Raw genomic sequence first — 16,462 nt, 5'->3', positions numbered from 1 at the left:
TTGCCGCTCCGGGCATCATGGACCGTGCAGTCCGCAATCGGCATCATGCCCGGAACTGCAACGCCGCAAGGGCTGCCCGAGGCCCCGCACCACAGTGTTGCGATGGCCGCGCCGCGTGCCGCGATCACCCGCCCCTACCCTGCCGTTTTCATTGCCGGTACGCCCATGTCAGTCCTGGACAACCTCGCCAACCTGCAGACCTTCGTCCACGCCGCCGACACCCGCAGCTTCGTCGAGACCGGGCGCCTGCAGGGCATCTCCGCATCGGCCGCCGGCAAGTGCGTTGCGCGGCTGGAGCACGCACTGGGCGTGCGCCTGTTCCACCGCAGCACGCGCAGCATCACCCTCACCGCCGAGGGCCAGCTGTTCCTGGCGCGCTGCCGGCGCATCCTCGACGAACGCGATGCCGCGCGCACCGAACTGGCGCAACCGCACGCTGCACCGAGCGGCACGCTGCGGATCAGCCTGCCACTGGTAGGCGACCTTACCCTGCCGTTGATGGCCGAATTCATGGCCGCGTATCCGGACATCCGCCTCGACCTGGATTTCAGCGACCGGCTGGTCGATGTCATCGAGGAAGGTTTCGATGCGGTGCTGCGCGTTGGCGAACCCAGCGACTCGCGGATGAACGCACGCCGGCTGGGGGTATTCCCGCGGCGTGTCGTCGCCTCGCCGGGCTACCTGCAGCGTCGCGGCGTTCCACGCACGCCGGCCGACCTGCTGCAGCACACGTTGCTGCACTACCGCTTCCCCAGCACCGGCAAGCTGGAGCCGTGGCCGATCCACTGGCCCAACCACGAAACACCGCAGGAGCTGCCGGTGCACATGGTGGCCAACACCATCGAGGCGCGGGTGGCGCTGGCGCTGCGCGATACCGGCCTGGCCTTCGTGCCGGTGCACTCGGTACGCGATGCGCTGGCCGACGGCCGCCTGGTCACCGTGCTGGAGGATCATGTGCACTCCTGCGGCACCTTCCACCTGCTGTGGCCGTCGGGCCGACACGTATTGCCGAAGCTGCGGGTGTTCATCGACTTCGTCGGCGCCCGCCTGGACACCGTGCCGTAGCCGCGAGAAATCCACCCATGCCCGGCCCACAGTAGATCCACGCCATGCGTGGATGCTCTTGTAGTGCAGAGCCATCAAACCATTCAGCCAACCCCGCTATACTGGCCGCTCATTCCTCCCAGAGGCTCGCGACCAATGCGCCATTGATGCCGCCGTCTTCCCAACAGACGGCCTGACTCTTCCCGCCCCTGCGCGCAGGGGAGAACCGGCATCCATGGAGGTCGCATGACCACACATTCCCTCACGCTCGATCGCGTGTCGTATCGGCTGGCCGACGGCCGCCCGCTGTTTTCCGATCTGTCGTTTTCCTTCGATCCGGTCGCCACCGGCCTGGTCGGTGCCAATGGCACCGGCAAGAGCGTGCTCGCACGCCTGCTCGCGGGTCGGGTGCGGCCAGAGAACGGGCAGGTGCGCAGCAGCGGCCGCGTGTTCCTGTTGCCGACGCCCGGCTATCCCCCCGCCGGCACGGTCGGTGAACTGGCCGGCGTCGGCGCGGAACTGGCCGCGCTGCAACGCATCGAAGCCGGCAGCGTGGATGAGGCCGACTTCGCCTGCGTCGGCGACCATTGGGATCTGCGCGAGCGCCTGCAGCAGCAATGGCAGGCGCTCCGCCTGCCCGACGATCTCGATCCCGCCCAACCCGCCGCGCGTCTCAGTGGCGGCCAGGCCATGCAGGTGGCGCTGTCCGGCGCCTGGGCCAGCGGCGCCGATTGGCTGATCCTGGACGAACCCAGCAACCACCTCGATGGCCGCCATCGCCAACAGTTGTACGAACGGTTGCAGCAGTGGCGCGGCGGCCTGCTGGTGATCAGCCATGATCGCGAGCTGCTGGCGCAGATGCAGCAGATCGTCGAGCTCGACGCGCGCGGGCTGCATCGCTATGGCGGGCCGTGGCAGCACTACGCCGACGCGCGGGCCGCCGAACGCGAAGCGGCCGCCGCACAGCTCGACCACGCCCGCGCCCAGCACCGGCAGCAACAGCGCAGCGCGCGCGAGCAGCACGAACGCCAGCAGCAGCGCCAGGCACGTGGCAATCGCGATGCGAAGCAGGCCAACCAGGCACCGATCCTGCTTGGCCGGCAGAAACAGCGTGCAGAGGCCAGCCACGGCCGCGCGCAGCAGGTACAAGCCGAGCGCCTGCGGGCCAGCGCCGACCAGCTGCGCGCAGCGGCTTCGGCAGTTCACGCCGCGCCGGAGCTGGCGCTGTTCGCCGGTGACGGTGAACGCGGCAACGCACGTCTGCTGCAGGCGGAGTCGCTGGTGCTGCCGCAGGGCTGCAGTGCACCGTTGCAATTGGAGATCCGCCGCGGCCAGCGCATCGCCGTGGTCGGTGACAATGGCAGTGGCAAGTCCACGCTCCTGCGCGTGCTGGCCGGCCAGCTGCCTGCACGCAGCGGCATCGTGCAGCGCCATGCACCACTGGCGCTGCTCGACCAGCAGCTGCTGGGATTGTCCGGCGAACGCAGCATTCTCGACACCGTGCAGGCCGCCAACCCGGTGGCGGATGCGGGTGAACTGCGCACACGGCTGGCCCTGCTCGGGCTGGACGCGCAGCGCATCCAGCGGGCAGCCCATAGCCTCAGCGATGGCGAACGGGTGAAGGGCGCCCTGGCCAGCGTGCTGTATGCCGACCCCGCACCGCAGCTGTTGCTGCTGGACGAGCCCGGCAACGCACTGGACCTGAGCGCACTGCAGGCACTGGAAGAACTGCTGGCGGCATGGCCGGGTGCCCTGATGATGGTCAGCCACGACCGGCACCTGCTGCAGGCGTTGCAACCGACGCGGGTGTTACAGGTAGGCGCCGATGGCTGGCAGTGGCGCGATGCCTTGTAGATCCACGCCAAGCGTGGACCTGCTGCAGCAGCCGAGCGTCGGCTCGGCTCTACAGGATTGTCCGCAACGGATCGCACTGTAGAGTCGAGCCATGCTCGACTCCGCCATGCATCCATCCACGCGTGGCCTATCGACCACGGGTAGTGCCGGCCGTTGGCCGGCAACCCATGGATCCTCAGTGCACCGTCACCGCTTCCACACCGGGAATGCCTGCGGCAGCTGTTGCCACAGCAGCGGCCCCGCACGCAGTTCCTGATCGTTGAGCAGGCACGCGTCCAGCTCCGCACGCACCGCGCGCTCATCCATGTGCACGCCAATCACCACCAGCTCCTGGCGGCGGTCGCCCCACAGCGGGTGCCACAGCCGCTGCATCGCCGAATGCGCGGCCGCATCCGGGAAGTCTTCCAGACCCGGCAACGGTGCGCTCCAGCAGTCGGCCTGCTGCCGCGCCCAGCCCAGGTCGCTGTACGGCAGCGGCGTGGGCGGCAGCAATGGCGCGGTGTCCTCCAGCCCAGCCCGCACACGATCACGCGCGGCGTACCAGAACCCCGCCGCCTGCGTCCGCGTCGCGGCGCCCACGGTGTTCAGCTCACCCACCCAGTCCATGCGATTGGCCAGCCAGAACCAGCCCTTGCTGCGGATCACGCCGGGCATGCCCGACTGCAGCGCGCGGGCGAAGCGCGCGGGATGGAACGGTCGCCGCGAGCGATAGACGAAGCTGGCGATGCCGTACTCCTCGGTTTCGGGCGTGTGCTCGCCACGCAGTTCCTTTACCCAACCCGGCGCACGTTGCGCACGCTCGTAGTCGAAGCGGCCGGTGTCCAGCAGCTCCGCCAGGGGAACATCACCGAAGCGGGACAGCAGCAGCTTCGCGTCGCGGTTCAGGCCGCGCAACACGGCCAGCGTGTCCTGCAGCACGTCGTCATCCACCTGGTCGACCTTGCTGACCACGATCACGTCGGCGAACTCGACCTGCTCACACAGCAGGTCGACCACCCCCCGGTCGTCATCCGGCCCGGCCTGCTGGCCGCGCTCGGCCAGGCGCAACGTCGAGCCGAAGTCGGCAAGGAATGCGCCGCCATCCACCACCGTCACCATTGTGTCCAGGCGCGCGATGTCACTCAGGCTGAAGCCCTTCTCGTCGCGCACCGCGAACGTGGCCGCCACCGGCATCGGCTCACCGATGCCGGTCGACTCGATCAACAGGTAGTCATAGCGACCGGCGTCGGCCAGGCGCCGCACTTCCTGCAGCAGGTCATCGCGCAGGGTGCAGCAGATGCAGCCATTGCTGAATTCCACCAGCGTCTCTTCGGTGCGGCGCAGTTCGGCGCCGCCCTCTCGCACCAGCTGTGCATCGATGTTGACCTCGCTCATGTCGTTGACGATGACCGCCACACGCAGGCCCTGGCGGTTACGCAGGATCTGGTTGAGCAGGGTGGTCTTGCCGGCCCCGAGGAAGCCGGACAGCACGGTGACCGGAAGGCGACGGTCGGCGCGGGAAACAGTGTTCATGTCGGAGCAGGTTGGCTGCGGAACGGAAATGTTACTGTATAACAATTGCTGCGCAAGGAACCTCCCCCGATGAAGTCGCCGTCTGCCGCCCTGCTTGATGCCGGCGCGGTCGCCCTGTCCAGCCTGTGCCTGCTGCACTGCCTGGCGCTGCCCCTGCTTGCCACCGCGCTGCCGCTGTTCGGCAGCTGGGCCGAAGCGGAATGGGTCCACCTGCTGTTCGTGGCCATCGCCCTGCCGCTGACCGGGTATGCACTATGGCGCGCCGAGCGCCGCCATCCGTTGCCGGTGCTGGCCTGGGCCACCGCCGGCGCCGGGCTCGGCCTGCTGCTGGCCGGCGCGCTGGCGTTGCCCTCGCACGACTGGGAAACACCGATGACCGTCACCGGCAGCCTGCTGCTGGCCGCCACGCATATCTGGAACGCGCGGCACCGGCACTACCCTTGCTATTTACCGTAGCGGCGCAGCAGTTCGACCAGCACTTCGGCCTCGGCCGCCCGCTGCTGCGGGTCGTCGGCGCCGACCACATGTTCCTGCAGGTGCTCGTGCAGCAGCTCCATCAGCAGGCTGTGGGCGGCGCCGCGCACCGCAGCAACCTGCACCAGCACGTCCGCACAGTCACCTGCTTCACCCTCGGGCTTGTCCAGCGCCTGCTCCAACGCTGCCACCTGGCCGCCGATACGGCGTACCCGGGTCAGCAGCTGCTTTCGATTCTTGTGTACATGGGCCATGGATGGATCGTATACCCTATGGGGGTATCCTTCCACCCTCTGGTCTTCCCATGCATCTGGACGCCCTCGCCGCCGCCCGTCGCCACGAACACCGCTCCGACGACGGCAACCCGCTGGCCGAGCGCAATACCCGCCGCGCTCTGTGGCTCACCGTCAGCATGATGCTGGTGGAAATTATCGGCGGCTGGTGGTTCAACTCCATGGCCGTGCTCGCCGACGGCTGGCACATGAGTTCGCACGCACTCGCGCTGGGCCTGGCAGTGTTCGCCTACCGCTGCGCGCGCCGCTACGCGCACGACCCGCGCTTCGCCTTCGGTACCTGGAAGATCGAGATCCTGGCCGGCTATACCAGCGCCATCGCCCTGCTTGGCGTCGCCGCGCTGATGGCGGTGCAATCGCTGGAGCGGCTGTGGGTACCGGCACCGATCCACTACAACGAAGCCATCGCCATTGCTGCGGTCGGGCTGGGCGTGAACCTGCTGTGCGCCTGGTGGCTGCACGACAGCCCGGGCCACGTGCATCACCACCACGGGCATGACCATGGCCATCACCACGGCCACAACCACGATCACACCCATGCGCACGGTCACGACCTCAACCTGCGCTCGGCGTATGTGCACGTGCTGGCCGACGCCGCCACCTCGGTGCTGGCCATCATCGCCCTGCTCGGCGGCAAGCTGCTGGGCCTGACCTGGCTGGACCCGGTGATGGGCCTGGTCGGCGCCGTGCTGGTCACGGTGTGGGCGATCGGCCTGCTGCGCGACAGCGGCCGCATCCTGCTCGACGCGCAGATGGACGCGCCGGTGGTGGCCGAAGTACGCGAGGTGATCGAACAGGGCCCGTGGCCGGCGCGCCTGGCCGACCTGCACGTCTGGCAGGTGGGTCGCGGCAAGTACGCGGTCAGCGCCAGCGTGGTCACCAGTGACGCCACGCTGGATGCCGATACCGTGCGCAACGCGCTGGCGATCCATGAAGAGCTGGTGCACGTGACGGTGGAGATCCATCGCAGCGCATGACCCGCGTCCGGTAGTGCCGGCCGCTGGCCGGCACCCCATGAGCACCGCACGCAACCTGCAGGTGCCGGCCAGCGGCCGGCACTACCGCTACAGCTTCAGCATCATCCGCAGCAGGTACATCAGCAGCGGCAGCGCACTCAGCACTGCACCGCCGATGCCGATCCACGGCCAGCGCTCACCGCGCACGCGCGAGGCTACGGCCAGGCCGCCGCCCACCAGCGCCGCACCCAGCACGCCCACGCCCAGCCCTGCGGCCATGCCATTGCCACCCGCAGCGACCGCTGCCTGTGCCGCCACGGTGCCTGCCCCCCACCCCACTGCAATACCCAGCCAACTGGCCACGCCGCACCACGGTGCCTTGCCCTGCGCCATCCGAAAACCCCTGTGTCCTTGCCGAATTTCTGTACGGGCCACGCCCGCATGCCGCCTACACTAGCCGCACCTGCCCTGTAGGGACATCCCATGCGCACGCTCCGCCTGCTGCTGCCCGGTGCCCTCCTGCTGCTGACCGCCGCCTGCAGCGGTGACGCCGGGCTTCCGTTTTCCACCGACCCGCTGCAGGGCTGCTTCGCCACCAGCGCGCGCAAACCCGCCGACTTCCGCATCGACAAGGAAGGTGGCCAGTACTTCGTTTCCTTCAGCCGTGGCGAGCAGTGGCAGCGCGAACCCAATGCCCTGCACAAGGCCACGTCCAGCGAGATCAGCCGCTACTTCCGCGATGACGCCGAGCAGATCGACAGCGCGTTGATCCGCATGGCCGGTGGCTTCGGCATCTTCCACTTCAACAAGGACGCGACGTTGAAGGGCAAGGCCAGCGATAGTGACTACATGGCGTTGATGCTGATCGGGGCCGGGCCGGTGTATGCGGTGAAGTGCATTTGAGCAGACGTTTGCGACAGCTTCTTTCGTGGTTAACAGTCTGAAACATAAGAAAATTTTCAAAACAACGATAACTGGATAGGTATCTCGTCGGGCGACCAGAACTCAGTTCAGCATCAGCTCTCCATCCCAAAAGAGGAGCTGAGACATGAAGTTGAAGCAACTCGCCTTTTTGATAGCGGCCTTTCTGCCCGCGACCGCCATTGGCGCTAGCGAGCGCCTAAGCATAGATGTCGTAGTCGCGAATCCAGACGGAAGTGTCAGCGTAGATAGGACAAGCAGCTGGCCAGACTTCAATGGCGGCATCGTGGACGTGACACAGCGCCTGAAACAAGATGATTTTGGGAGACTCAGCTATCGCTATGAAGACCAGAGTAGAGCCACGCAGCTCTATCACCAAGCCTATTGCGAGTCGGTGGAAATGACACCCTCAAGCGGGACCATGACGTTGTCGGGTCCCTCCACCGGCTGGTCTTGCTACAGCGATGATCCCGCGCCCCCTGCCGACCCTGTGAACAGTATTGATTGGGCAACGGCGACTGCACCAAGTGGTCGGGTACCCGTTGGTCAGAATATCTTTCCCATTGGGAGCGGGAGTTGGGAGAGCTCTATTGGCGGCATGAGACGTTCAACCCTCAGCGTGGACAATGGACGCTGTATTGCACAGGAAATCGACCACTACGCTGGGCCGTTCAGAGGCAGAACCCAGTTTGGCGTCAATTGCTATTTTTCGCAGTCCAAGTTTGCAAACACCATGATGGAGACCTGCATCCCCAAGCAATGTGCCACCAATAGAGGGACGATCTTCGCTCAATAGCTCCTAGAGGGAGATGCCCATGCCCAAAGGCAGGGCATTTCTCGTCCATGCATCAACGCCATCTACTCATTGGCAAAGGACTGACGAAATGACATTCAGTCTTGGATATTGCAACATGCTGCCCCTCCTGCTGATGGCCGGTGCAATACAGTCTCAGGGGGCCTATGACGAAGTCCGGCAGCTGCCCGATGGCCAGACTCTGATCATGCGCACCCTGGACTGGGATCTCGGTGATGGTCGCCATGAGCGCGTTACCGTGCATTGGCTGCTGCAGGAGGACGGCCGCATGCGCTACGACTTCGATCGGCAGCCACCGCAAACCCAGGAGGCCCATCGTCGATCGTGCGCGCGGCAGGGCATGCAGCCGTCGCGTGGCGTCGGCATGATCGCGGGGGAAGGGACCACACACGGTTACAGCTGCACCAGCGCTAGCGTCGGGCCCACGCCCGACTCCTCCCTGCCTGCATCCACGCATGGCGTGGACCTGCTTTGACATCGGCTTGGCTCTACAACAGCTGCGGTACCATGCCCTCCCCCGAACCGCCCCGGTACCCGCCGTGCCCCATTACACCGGCCCCCTGCTGACCCGCGACAGCGCCGATACCCTGCGCCGTGCCCATGACAAGGGCGCCGCCGACTGGCAGGGATCGCTTGACCTCGGCCGCAGCCAGGACAGCGTGGCGCTGGATGCGGACGGCTTCCACTTCCGGGGCCAGCCCTACCCTTGGCCGGGCAAGCTGAAGGACCGCACGCTGTACTACTGGGATGGCGAGGAATTCGCGCCGATCTCGCGCTACAGCGGCTCGCTGATCAAGCTGGTGCCCACCGAATGGGGCGCACCGACCTTCGAGATCGACGGCATCAAGATGCTGCCGACCTCGAAGCTGTCGCCGTTCGAGGATGCACGCCGCAAGGTGGAGCTGGTCGCCCCGGCCGGCAAGGTCATCCTCGATACCTGCGGTGGCCTGGGCTACTTCGCCGCCTGCGCGCTGGAGGCCGGTGTCGGCCAGATCCGTTCATTCGAGAAGAACGCCGATGTGATGTGGCTGCGCACGCTCAACCCGTGGTCGCCGGATCCAGACTCGGCTGCCGCCGGTGGTCGCCTGCAGTTCAGCCACGGTGACGTCTCGCAGCAGATCGAACTGGTGGCCAGCAACAGTGTCGACGCAATCCTGCACGACCCACCGCGCTTCGGCATCGCCGGCGAGCTGTACTCGCAGGTGTTCTACGACCACCTCGCCCGCGTCATCCGCAAGGGCGGTCGCCTGTTCCATTACACCGGCGCGCCGAACAAGCTGACCAGCGGCCGCGACGTGCCGCGTGAAGTGGCCAAACGCCTGGAAAAGGCTGGTTTCAAGGCGGAACTGGCGCTCGACGGCGTGCTGGCCGTCAAGCGCTGAGCCTCACTCCGAATCAACCTTGGCCAGCTTCATCACCCACGCCGGCACCTCCGGTTCGCCGGCGTAGAAGTCCTTCGGCTTGTTCTCCGCCATCGCCCAGCGATGCAGCCAGCTCGGGCCATAGCGGCCGTTGTAGCCTTCCCCACCCCGCGCATACGCCGGGTCACGCATCGCTTCGTCCAGTGAAATGAAGCGATAGCCGCGGCGCTTCGTGGCCGCCACCAGTTCGGCAAAGGTGGCCGCATTGAGCTCGTTGGCGTGCATCAGCCACACCTGCGGCAGCGCGTACCCCAGCAGCGCCTGCGACTGCTTCTCGTAGTAATCCAGCTTGTTCAGCATGTACGGCACGTAGCCCTTGCGCAGCTGCGCCAGCGTCGCGTCACGCGCCGGCGAATCCGCCTGCTCGTTCATCACGTTGGCATAGGCGAACGCCCACACCCATTCCCCGTTGTCCACCGTCACCGGTGCCACGCGATAGCCATGCTGCTTGAAGAACGCCTCCATCTGCACGCGCTCATCTGCGGTGCGCCCGGCGCGCAGGTAGGGGTGGCGCATCCACTGTGGCGCCTGCCCCTTCTCGGCCAGCAGCGGCCGCAGCACCGTTTCGCCGCGCAGGAAATCCTGCTGGAACGCCGCCACGCCCTTCGCATTCAAATCCATGTGCGAGTACGTGTGGTTGCCCAGCACATAACCCGCATCGCGCCAGTCGCGCAGCATCTGCACCCGCGCCGGCTGCACCTGTCCATTCACCTCAAGCTTGTTCTCATTGACGAAGCCCACCACCGGCACGCCGGCCTCGCGCAGCTGGGCCATCAACGCTTCGTGCCGCGCCTGCAGATCCGGCGGCACGATCTGATCCAGCCGTGCCCATGGCAGATCATCGATGGTCACCGCGATACGACGGTCCACCTCGGCGGCGTGTACGGCCAGCGAACACAGCAACAACGGCAACGCACGCAGCAACAAGCGCATCGGGTCTTCCCTGGAGTGGCGAGGCGTCGACTGTAGCGCGATTGCCGCGCGCCGCCGAGCGTGTGCCCTGCATGTCTCGGATCCGGTCAGCCGCGGAGGCCCGTCAGGCCACTGCCGATCGTGCCACCCGGGCCCGCACGATCGCCCGCCACAGGGAGATGCCGCCCACCATCGTCGCCATCAACAACGCCACCAGCACCAGCGCCAGGTCGTCCGGATTGCGCATCAGCGTTGCGTTCTCACGCGTCAGGATGTGGAACACCACGGACTGCGCCTGCACCAGCGGGGTATCGCCCTCCGCCCCCAGGTCCATCAGGCATGCCGTGGGTGACAAGCGCGCCACGCTGTTCCATGCGTTCTCGTACAGGTGCAGCGTCCACCCGGCCAAGCACAGTGCGCCGCCATGCAGCAGCAGCAGCGCCACGTTCGCCGTGCGCAGCCCATCGCGCAGCCACAGCGCGCGGCTCGCGCACACCGCCATCGCACCCAGCAGCGCCAGCACGATGCCCGCCAATGGAATCCAGCTCAATGGCTGCCAGTCGTCCAATGCACCGGCGCGCGCCATCACCTGTTCGGCCATCTGCAACCGCGCCTGCTCATCCGGGCCACCGCACGCCGCGGTGATCGGCTCCAGCAGCAGGTCGACGCGGCAATGGAAGAATCCGGAAGCCAGTGCAACGGACAGCAACGCGACCAGCTGCAGCATCAGCAGGATCGGCCCCTGCCCACAGATGCGGCGGATTCGGGAGGTGGCAGCGCTCATCGGTTCATCCATGACAGCAAAGAGCCATCCTAACCAAGCAGTTCGCACGTGTCGGCTGGCGGATGCGACACACACCACGCAGCGCCGTTACGATGGCACGGTTGTTTGAATCCGAATTTTCCTTGGTATTCCCGATGGTGATGCTGTACCTGATCGTACGAACGCTGCTGCCCCTGCTGGCATTCGTGCTCGCGTGGTGGCTGCTCGCGCGCCTGATCGACGCGCGCGCCGCCCGGCTGCCACGCGTCCCGTTGAACCTGCCGGCGCACAGCACCAGCCCGCGCAGGAAGGATCGGCGCATCTACGCGCGCAAGCTGCGGCGCAAGCCGGGGCTGCGCACGGCGACCCGCGCCGCCGCCGCGCCGCGCAGTTGGCGCTTCGCCGCGGCCATCCTCTCGCTGATGGCGCTGATCGCCACCGTGCTGGTCATCCCCGATGGCGCACGCTTCCAGGTGATGGTGGGCAATCTCATCGGTTATGCAGGAACCGTCGTCGAGGCGCAGGTTCCCGTGGCCGCACAGCCCGTCGTGCTGCAGGCATGGCAACCCGCGCTCGCACAGCTGGGGCGGCCCACGGCGATGCGCTACCCGATCGGTCGCACCGGCGGTGAGCATGAAGCCCGTGCGGTCGTGCCCGTGCAGGTCCGGCAGCAGGGCGACCGCCTGCAGGTGGCCATCGCGCTGCCGTTGGACACCGAAATGCTGCGTGCGGAACTGGCACGGCTGGCCGGGTTGCCAATCGAGGCCATTGACGTACAGCAACGCGAGGTTGCGCCGTGGAGGGAGTCGGGCTGGCAGCCACTGCCCGGCCCTTAGCGCCGAGCCCATGCTCCGCTGCCCTTTGCCCCCCTTCTCCGGACGGCACGCGCTGCGCGCGCCAGCCGAGCATCGGCTCGGCTCTCCACCAGGCCCGCACCCAGCCTTTGAATCACGAGCCACGCGGCAGCTTCGCCGCCCACATGTTGTCCACCAGGTTCGGATAGCGCCGCCCGTTCTCCTCCGCCCGCTGCCGCGCCGCGGCCTTCTGCGCATCCGACAGCGGTTGCGACGTCTGGCCCTTGGGGTTGGGCTTCTTCCACGGGGGTGTTCTGGTCTGGCGCATGGCCGCAGCTTAGCGCTTCAGGAAGTTCAGCAGGGCCAGATTGAAGCGGTCGGCGTGGCTGGTGTTGCAGCCATGTGGCGCGCCTTCCAGGATCACCACTTCGCTGCCCTTGATGGCCTTATGGGTACGCTGCCCAGAGCCCTCGAACGGCACGATGGCGTCACTGTCGCCGTGCAGGATCAAGGTCGGCACCGTGATCTTCTTCAGGTCATCCCGGAAATCGGTCGTGGCGAACGCCTTCATGCAGCCCAGCGCCGCCGCCTGGTCGGATTGATGGCACAGCGCGATCGCCGCCTGGCGCGTCTCCTCGGTGACCATCAACTGGCCGTTGGCGCTGAAGAAGTCGCGGGTGAAGCCATCGAAGAACGCTTCGCGGTCCTTCTCCAATCCGCTGCGCATTTCATCGGCCTTGGCCTGCGTCAGTGGACCTTCCGGATTGTCGTCGCTGCGCAGCAGGAACGGTGGCACAGCGGCCGCGAACACCACACTGTGCAGGCGATCCTGGCCATGGTTGGCCACGTAGCGCGCCACCTCGCCGCCGCCCATCGAGAAACCGACCAGAGTGACGTCGCGCAGGTCATGCTCCTCGATCAGCCCCGCCAGGTCCGCCGCCAGCGTGTCGTAGTCATAACCTTCGGCCGGCTTGTCAGAGCGGCCAAAGCCACGCCGGTCGTAGCTGATCACCCGATACTGGGCGTCGCGCAGGATCGCCACCTGCGTCTTCCAGGCATCGGCGGACAGCGGCCAGCCGTGGATCAGGATGACCGGGCGGCCATCGCCACCCGTGTCTTCAACGTGCAGGCGGATGCGGGAAGCAGGCATGGGCGCTCCTGTGGAAGGGAAGGAGTGCAGGCTAGTGGCCGTCACCTGTGGCGGCTGTGAGGGAATCCCGGTCGCTCATGACATCCCCTGCACAGGCAACGGCCTCAAGGCTGGAACCGGGCCGCCAATATGGGCATTCATTCCGTGGCAGGGCCGTTTCGTCGGAAGCCGGCTGCAGTGGCCCAAACGCCATGCGAGCCTGCGTGAACCCTCCCTGGAGCCTCACCATGCTGCCGCTCACCCTGCCCTTGCTGGCCGCCGGCCTCGTTGCCACGCCAGCGCCCGCCGACACCCTGCGCGTGCAGATCCGCCACGCCGATATCCAGCTCTTCGCTGCGGCCTTCGAGGCCTGCGATGCCGACAAGGCCGCGGCGATGACGACCGACGACATGGAGTTCTTCCATGACAAGGACGGCAAGTCGGCCAGCAGCCGCGAGGACTTCCGCCACAGCGTGGCCAACCTGTGCAGCAGCGCGCGCGAGGGTGGCTGGCAGCTGCGCCGCGAGCTCGTGGAATCTTCGCTGCAGGTGTTTCCGCTGCACGATGAGCGGGCCCTGGAAATCGGCGACCACCGCTTTTACGAGCGCGGCAAGGACGGCGTGGAACGCTGGACCGGCCAGGCCCGCTTCATCCAGGTCTGGCGCCGCGTGGACGGGCACTGGCTGGCCGAACGGGTGATCAGCTATGACCATCGGCCGGCGGACTGACCTTTCCGGCGCCCTTCACCGGCCGGATCTATACTGGCGGGGTTCACCCCGACCCACCGCTACCGTTCGATCGCCATGGCAGAAATCACCCCCAACCACCCCGACTACGGCCTCAACCAGCAGGTCCGCCAGGGCGTGGCCGCACTGGACGCGCAGCATGGCCGTGCGTTCGACCAGACCAGCGAACGCCTGACCGCCAGCCTGACCGTGCTCGCCCGCGAACAGGGCCTGCAGCAGGTCGACCACGTGCTGGTCAGCAACGCCACGGCCCAGCACCCGGCCGGGCACAACATCTTCGTGGTGCAGGGCGACCCGGCCAATCCGGCGCACCTGCGCGCGATGATGCCGACCGCGGTAGCGGCGCAGACGCCGGTGGAGCAGTCGATGCAGAAGTTGGGGTTGGATGTGCAGCAGCAGGTTGAGGCGCAGGCGCAGGAAATGCAGAACCCCGCGCCGCGGCTGGGGTAAACGCTGCGACATGAAATAGGGGCAGCGCGTTGCGCCCTGCCCCTGCGTTTACAGCCTGTGCACCGCTGTTACAGCTGGATCCGCGCCACGCTCTCGTCAGCGCCCTTGTCATCCTTCTCGCCGTTCTTGATGCTCACGAACAACACGTTGTTCTTCGCATCCAGCGCCAGGCTGTTCGGGTGGGTCGGCACCGTGTAGGTCGCCACCTTCTGGTAGCTGTCACTGTTGTAGGCCGTCACCGTGCCCGCCTCGCGGTTGGTCACGTACAGGCGCTTGCGCGGTGCATCCAGCAGGATACCCAGCGGGCCGGCATCGGTCGGGATGCTGGCCAGTTCCTTGCCGGTGCTGCGGTCGAGCACCAGCACGCGCTGGCCCGGATGCTTGCTGACCAAGCCACTGCTCTTGGCCTGGTAGCCACGCAGGAATTCCGAGCCCTGGTCGGTCACGAACAGGCGCTTGCCGGCCGGATCCAGCGCGATGTTCATCGGCTGCTCGGCGGCGATCTTGTGCTGCGCCACCACCGTGTTCGAATCGGTGCCCACCACCACCAGGTCGGCCAGCAGGTTGCTGGTGTACACGCGCTTGTTGGCCGCATCCAGCGCCAGGCCCGGTGCCTTGGCATTGCCCAAGCCGTCGATGGTGTTGATCACCTTCAGCGTGTTCGTATCGATCACGAACAGCACACTGCTCACGTCCGGCTGGCTGCTGTGGCCGGTCACGTACAGGCGGTTGGCCGCGCTGTCGACCACCAGCTCGCGCAGGTCGTGGGTGTAGGCGGCCTTGCCGTCCTTGCCGGTCTTCTTCTCCATCAACTGGAGGGTGCCGACGGCCTTGTTCTGCGCGGTGTCGACCACGGTCACCGACAGGTCCACGGTGTTGCCCACGTACAGGCGGTTGTGGGCGTCATCCAGCACCACGCCGAACGCCTTGCGCTCCAGCGGGATGCGGGTTTCCACGGCCAGCGTGGCCGGGTTCAGGCGCAGCACCTGGGCCGGGCCGGCGTCATCGCCGAAGCCGCCGGAGGAGGCCACGAACACCGCGTTCTGCTTCGGGCTGTAGGCCAGCTCGTACAGGCCCTTGGCCACGGCCTGGCGCTGCACAGCGGCGGTGACACTGGCGGCGGGTGCGTTGTCGGCGAACGCGGAGGGCACGCCGAGGCTGAGCGAAACGGCAACGGCCAGCGCGGCCGAGCGGAAGAGAGGAGTACGGAACATGCGAGCGTCCTTGAATGGGCACGGGAAGGTGTCCTGGCTCGCTGGGCCGTACGGCGACGGCCCGCCCCACATCTGTCTGCGCGGGGTGGGCTGGCTGGGGTTGCGGGGGAATGGTAGCAGGTGGGGGGCGTGGCGTGCGCCGGCGCGGGCATGGCCGACGCTCGACCTCGATGCTGCGCCCGCCGCTATGCCATCCGTGGGCCGTGGCTCTGCTGAAGCTGCTGCTCCTCCTGCAGGCGCTGCGCGTCTCGCTGCGGCTCATTCTGCTGCAAGTGCGCGACCCGATCGAACGAGGCCTCCACCGGTGCCTGCGCAGCCACCTCCGCCGGCATGCTGGCGCGCTGGTGTGCCGGGTCACTGCGGTCCCCCTGCACGATGAACAGCTTCGGTGCGGTATCACCGCGCTGCTCGCCCAGCACCACCTCGTCCACGCGCGAGAACTGCTGCTCCTTCGACAGCGCGAGCAGGCTGGCGCTGACATTGCCGTTGCGCGCCCCGAAAGCGCCGAGGTCGGCCACCTGCTGGTGGATCTGGTTGAGGCGGGCATGATCGTCGTGCGCCGGGTCTGCGGGCGTGCCGCTTGCCGCGAGGGTGCTGTTGCCGCGCCACTGCTCGCCGTTCTCGGTGAACATCCACTCGCGGAAGGTCTGCTTCGGCATCGGGTTCCACTGCACCTTGTCCAGCTCGCTGCCCTTCACCTGCTGCGGAATGGCGTTGACCGCGCGGATGTTGTCCAGGACCCTGGTAGCGCCCTCGTAGTTGGTGATCTCCCCGGCCAGCCCGACCGGGCGCAGCCCAGCGTGGTTCAGGGCACCCCATGCGAAATCGGTGCACGCGTTGGAGAAGAAGTCGTACTCCATGTCGAAGCCGTGCTTCTTCGGGTTCGCCGAGAACTCGAGGATGCGGTCGTACTGCTCCTTGCTGATCTCGATCGTGCGCTCGAAGCGGGGCTTGTCGTAGACCCGCAGATCCGTGTCATCGACTTTGCCCAGCGAGGGATTCGCACGGTCGTTCCCCATCGTGAATCCCCTGCTCACGGGTACCGGGTCATTTGATCGCGCCAGCGAAAGAAACATGTGCCCGGCAAATGACGGATCCAACAATCTCTTCTGGCCCGCGTCGCCCACATCGACTCTCGGCGTGCCCGGTGCGGCGAGATGAATCG

The 16,462-nt window shown here is 66.8% G+C and carries 20 protein-coding genes; 11 read left to right on the top strand and 9 right to left on the bottom strand.

Features of this window, described 5'->3' with window-relative positions; translation table 11 throughout:
- Positions 1-165 precede the first annotated feature (165 nt).
- Positions 166-1,065 carry a LysR family transcriptional regulator gene (locus PEM_RS00555; RefSeq protein ID WP_111174935.1) on the top strand — a complete coding sequence of 300 codons (900 nt, stop codon included), beginning with the start codon at positions 166-168 and terminating at the stop codon, positions 1,063-1,065.
- Positions 1,066-1,290: 225 nt separating this feature from the next.
- Entirely contained in the window at positions 1,291-2,898 is a 1,608-nt protein-coding gene (locus tag PEM_RS00550; protein WP_111174932.1) for an ATP-binding cassette domain-containing protein, read from the top strand.
- Between the two features lie 186 nt (positions 2,899-3,084).
- Here the strand turns inward: PEM_RS00550 and PEM_RS00545 are convergent, their stop codons facing one another.
- Positions 3,085-4,410, bottom strand: coding sequence for a GTP-binding protein (locus PEM_RS00545; protein WP_005415077.1), 1,326 nt, complete (start codon positions 4,408-4,410; stop codon positions 3,085-3,087).
- Between the two features lie 69 nt (positions 4,411-4,479).
- Here PEM_RS00545 and PEM_RS00540 point away from each other — a divergent pair, with 69 nt between their 5' ends.
- A complete protein-coding gene (locus tag PEM_RS00540) occupies positions 4,480-4,866 on the top strand; it encodes a MerC domain-containing protein (protein ID WP_111174931.1) in 387 nt (128 codons plus the stop codon).
- Here the strand turns inward: PEM_RS00540 and PEM_RS00535 are convergent.
- Positions 4,854-5,138 (bottom strand): metal/formaldehyde-sensitive transcriptional repressor, encoded by a 285-nt coding sequence (locus PEM_RS00535; RefSeq protein WP_095379406.1) that lies wholly within the window; start codon positions 5,136-5,138, stop codon positions 4,854-4,856. The two genes, PEM_RS00540 and PEM_RS00535, sit on opposite strands and share 13 nt — an antisense overlap.
- 50 nt (positions 5,139-5,188) lie before the next feature.
- On the opposite strand from PEM_RS00535, the gene dmeF reads away from it, so the two are divergent.
- Entirely contained in the window at positions 5,189-6,154 is a 966-nt protein-coding gene (dmeF, locus tag PEM_RS00530; protein WP_111174930.1) for a CDF family Co(II)/Ni(II) efflux transporter DmeF, read from the top strand.
- A gap of 87 nt (positions 6,155-6,241) precedes the next feature.
- Here dmeF and PEM_RS00525 read toward each other — a convergent pair whose 3' ends face one another.
- Entirely contained in the window at positions 6,242-6,526 is a 285-nt protein-coding gene (locus PEM_RS00525) for a hypothetical protein (protein WP_005415073.1), read from the bottom strand.
- A 90-nt stretch (positions 6,527-6,616) separates the two neighbouring features.
- Here PEM_RS00525 and PEM_RS00520 point away from each other — a divergent pair, with 90 nt between their 5' ends.
- The 4 genes from PEM_RS00520 (at position 6,617) to PEM_RS00510 (ending at position 9,250) form a co-directional block, all read left to right on the top strand.
- Positions 6,617-7,036 carry a hypothetical protein gene (locus PEM_RS00520; RefSeq protein WP_111174928.1) on the top strand — a complete coding sequence of 140 codons (420 nt, stop codon included), beginning with the start codon at positions 6,617-6,619 and terminating at the stop codon, positions 7,034-7,036.
- Positions 7,037-7,181: 145 nt separating this feature from the next.
- Complete coding sequence (locus PEM_RS20200) at positions 7,182-7,850, top strand: hypothetical protein (protein WP_141239403.1); 669 nt, start codon at positions 7,182-7,184, stop codon at positions 7,848-7,850.
- Between the two features lie 115 nt (positions 7,851-7,965).
- Positions 7,966-8,343 carry a hypothetical protein gene (locus tag PEM_RS00515; protein WP_095379426.1) on the top strand — a complete coding sequence of 126 codons (378 nt, stop codon included), beginning with the start codon at positions 7,966-7,968 and terminating at the stop codon, positions 8,341-8,343.
- A gap of 64 nt (positions 8,344-8,407) precedes the next feature.
- A complete protein-coding gene (locus PEM_RS00510; protein ID WP_053498994.1) occupies positions 8,408-9,250 on the top strand; it encodes an MnmC family methyltransferase in 843 nt (280 codons plus the stop codon).
- 3 nt (positions 9,251-9,253) lie between these two features.
- Here PEM_RS00510 and PEM_RS00505 read toward each other — a convergent pair whose 3' ends face one another.
- Together PEM_RS00505 and PEM_RS00500 are read right to left on the bottom strand one after the other, a co-directional pair.
- Positions 9,254-10,222 carry a polysaccharide deacetylase family protein gene (locus PEM_RS00505; RefSeq protein WP_111174673.1) on the bottom strand — a complete coding sequence of 323 codons (969 nt, stop codon included), beginning with the start codon at positions 10,220-10,222 and terminating at the stop codon, positions 9,254-9,256.
- Positions 10,223-10,325: 103 nt separating this feature from the next.
- Positions 10,326-10,985 carry a hypothetical protein gene (locus PEM_RS00500; RefSeq protein WP_111174674.1) on the bottom strand — a complete coding sequence of 220 codons (660 nt, stop codon included), beginning with the start codon at positions 10,983-10,985 and terminating at the stop codon, positions 10,326-10,328.
- Between the two features lie 134 nt (positions 10,986-11,119).
- Between PEM_RS00500 and PEM_RS00495 the strand changes: the two genes are divergently transcribed.
- Positions 11,120-11,800 carry a hypothetical protein gene (locus tag PEM_RS00495; RefSeq protein WP_111174675.1) on the top strand — a complete coding sequence of 227 codons (681 nt, stop codon included), beginning with the start codon at positions 11,120-11,122 and terminating at the stop codon, positions 11,798-11,800.
- Between the two features lie 112 nt (positions 11,801-11,912).
- Here the strand turns inward: PEM_RS00495 and PEM_RS20195 are convergent, their stop codons facing one another.
- Positions 11,913-12,086: a hypothetical protein gene (locus PEM_RS20195; RefSeq protein WP_005415066.1), complete on the bottom strand. Its 174-nt coding sequence runs from the start codon at positions 12,084-12,086 to the stop codon at positions 11,913-11,915.
- A gap of 9 nt (positions 12,087-12,095) precedes the next feature.
- The gene (locus tag PEM_RS00490) at positions 12,096-12,908 is read right to left on the bottom strand and encodes an alpha/beta hydrolase (protein ID WP_061478594.1); all 813 of its coding nucleotides are present in this window, start codon (positions 12,906-12,908) and stop codon (positions 12,096-12,098) included.
- A gap of 227 nt (positions 12,909-13,135) precedes the next feature.
- On the opposite strand from PEM_RS00490, the gene PEM_RS00485 reads away from it, so the two are divergent.
- Both PEM_RS00485 and PEM_RS00480 read left to right on the top strand, forming a co-directional pair.
- Entirely contained in the window at positions 13,136-13,615 is a 480-nt protein-coding gene (locus tag PEM_RS00485; protein WP_111174676.1) for a nuclear transport factor 2 family protein, read from the top strand.
- 75 nt (positions 13,616-13,690) lie between these two features.
- Positions 13,691-14,083 (top strand): XVIPCD domain-containing protein, encoded by a 393-nt coding sequence (locus tag PEM_RS00480; protein ID WP_111174677.1) that lies wholly within the window; start codon positions 13,691-13,693, stop codon positions 14,081-14,083.
- 68 nt (positions 14,084-14,151) lie between these two features.
- Here PEM_RS00480 and PEM_RS00475 read toward each other — a convergent pair whose 3' ends face one another.
- Together PEM_RS00475 and PEM_RS00470 are read right to left on the bottom strand one after the other, a co-directional pair.
- Positions 14,152-15,297: a YncE family protein gene (locus PEM_RS00475; protein WP_111174678.1), complete on the bottom strand. Its 1,146-nt coding sequence runs from the start codon at positions 15,295-15,297 to the stop codon at positions 14,152-14,154.
- Positions 15,298-15,482: 185 nt separating this feature from the next.
- On the bottom strand, positions 15,483-16,316 hold the full coding sequence (locus PEM_RS00470) for an XVIPCD domain-containing protein (protein ID WP_240431574.1): 834 nt from the start codon (positions 16,314-16,316) through the stop codon (positions 15,483-15,485).
- Positions 16,317-16,462: the final 146 nt, after the last annotated feature.

It is taken from the genome of Stenotrophomonas sp. Pemsol, from assembly GCF_003586545.1.
In the GTDB taxonomy this organism is placed as follows: Bacteria; Pseudomonadota; Gammaproteobacteria; order Xanthomonadales; family Xanthomonadaceae; genus Stenotrophomonas; species Stenotrophomonas sepilia.
This window is presented reverse-complemented; position numbering and strand designations above follow the sequence as displayed.

Bases quoted from the DNA above. Each gene is read 5' to 3' on its own strand.
- PEM_RS00555 (WP_111174935.1), top strand. From the start codon at position 166: ATGTCAGTCCTGGACAACCTCGCCAACCTGCAGACCTTCGTCCACGCC.
- PEM_RS00550 (WP_111174932.1), top strand. From the start codon at position 1,291: ATGACCACACATTCCCTCACGCTCGATCGCGTGTCGTATCGGCTGGCC.
- PEM_RS00545 (WP_005415077.1), bottom strand. From the start codon at position 4,410: ATGAACACTGTTTCCCGCGCCGACCGTCGCCTTCCGGTCACCGTGCTG.
- PEM_RS00540 (WP_111174931.1), top strand. From the start codon at position 4,480: ATGAAGTCGCCGTCTGCCGCCCTGCTTGATGCCGGCGCGGTCGCCCTG.
- PEM_RS00535 (WP_095379406.1), bottom strand. From the start codon at position 5,138: ATGGCCCATGTACACAAGAATCGAAAGCAGCTGCTGACCCGGGTACGC.
- dmeF (WP_111174930.1), top strand. From the start codon at position 5,189: ATGCATCTGGACGCCCTCGCCGCCGCCCGTCGCCACGAACACCGCTCC.
- PEM_RS00525 (WP_005415073.1), bottom strand. From the start codon at position 6,526: ATGGCGCAGGGCAAGGCACCGTGGTGCGGCGTGGCCAGTTGGCTGGGT.
- PEM_RS00520 (WP_111174928.1), top strand. From the start codon at position 6,617: ATGCGCACGCTCCGCCTGCTGCTGCCCGGTGCCCTCCTGCTGCTGACC.
- PEM_RS20200 (WP_141239403.1), top strand. From the start codon at position 7,182: ATGAAGTTGAAGCAACTCGCCTTTTTGATAGCGGCCTTTCTGCCCGCG.
- PEM_RS00515 (WP_095379426.1), top strand. From the start codon at position 7,966: ATGCTGCCCCTCCTGCTGATGGCCGGTGCAATACAGTCTCAGGGGGCC.
- PEM_RS00505 (WP_111174673.1), bottom strand. From the start codon at position 10,222: ATGCGCTTGTTGCTGCGTGCGTTGCCGTTGTTGCTGTGTTCGCTGGCC.
- PEM_RS00500 (WP_111174674.1), bottom strand. From the start codon at position 10,985: ATGAGCGCTGCCACCTCCCGAATCCGCCGCATCTGTGGGCAGGGGCCG.
- PEM_RS00495 (WP_111174675.1), top strand. From the start codon at position 11,120: ATGGTGATGCTGTACCTGATCGTACGAACGCTGCTGCCCCTGCTGGCA.
- PEM_RS20195 (WP_005415066.1), bottom strand. From the start codon at position 12,086: ATGCGCCAGACCAGAACACCCCCGTGGAAGAAGCCCAACCCCAAGGGC.
- PEM_RS00490 (WP_061478594.1), bottom strand. From the start codon at position 12,908: ATGCCTGCTTCCCGCATCCGCCTGCACGTTGAAGACACGGGTGGCGAT.
- PEM_RS00485 (WP_111174676.1), top strand. From the start codon at position 13,136: ATGCTGCCGCTCACCCTGCCCTTGCTGGCCGCCGGCCTCGTTGCCACG.
- PEM_RS00480 (WP_111174677.1), top strand. From the start codon at position 13,691: ATGGCAGAAATCACCCCCAACCACCCCGACTACGGCCTCAACCAGCAG.
- PEM_RS00475 (WP_111174678.1), bottom strand. From the start codon at position 15,297: ATGTTCCGTACTCCTCTCTTCCGCTCGGCCGCGCTGGCCGTTGCCGTT.
- PEM_RS00470 (WP_240431574.1), bottom strand. From the start codon at position 16,316: ATGGGGAACGACCGTGCGAATCCCTCGCTGGGCAAAGTCGATGACACG.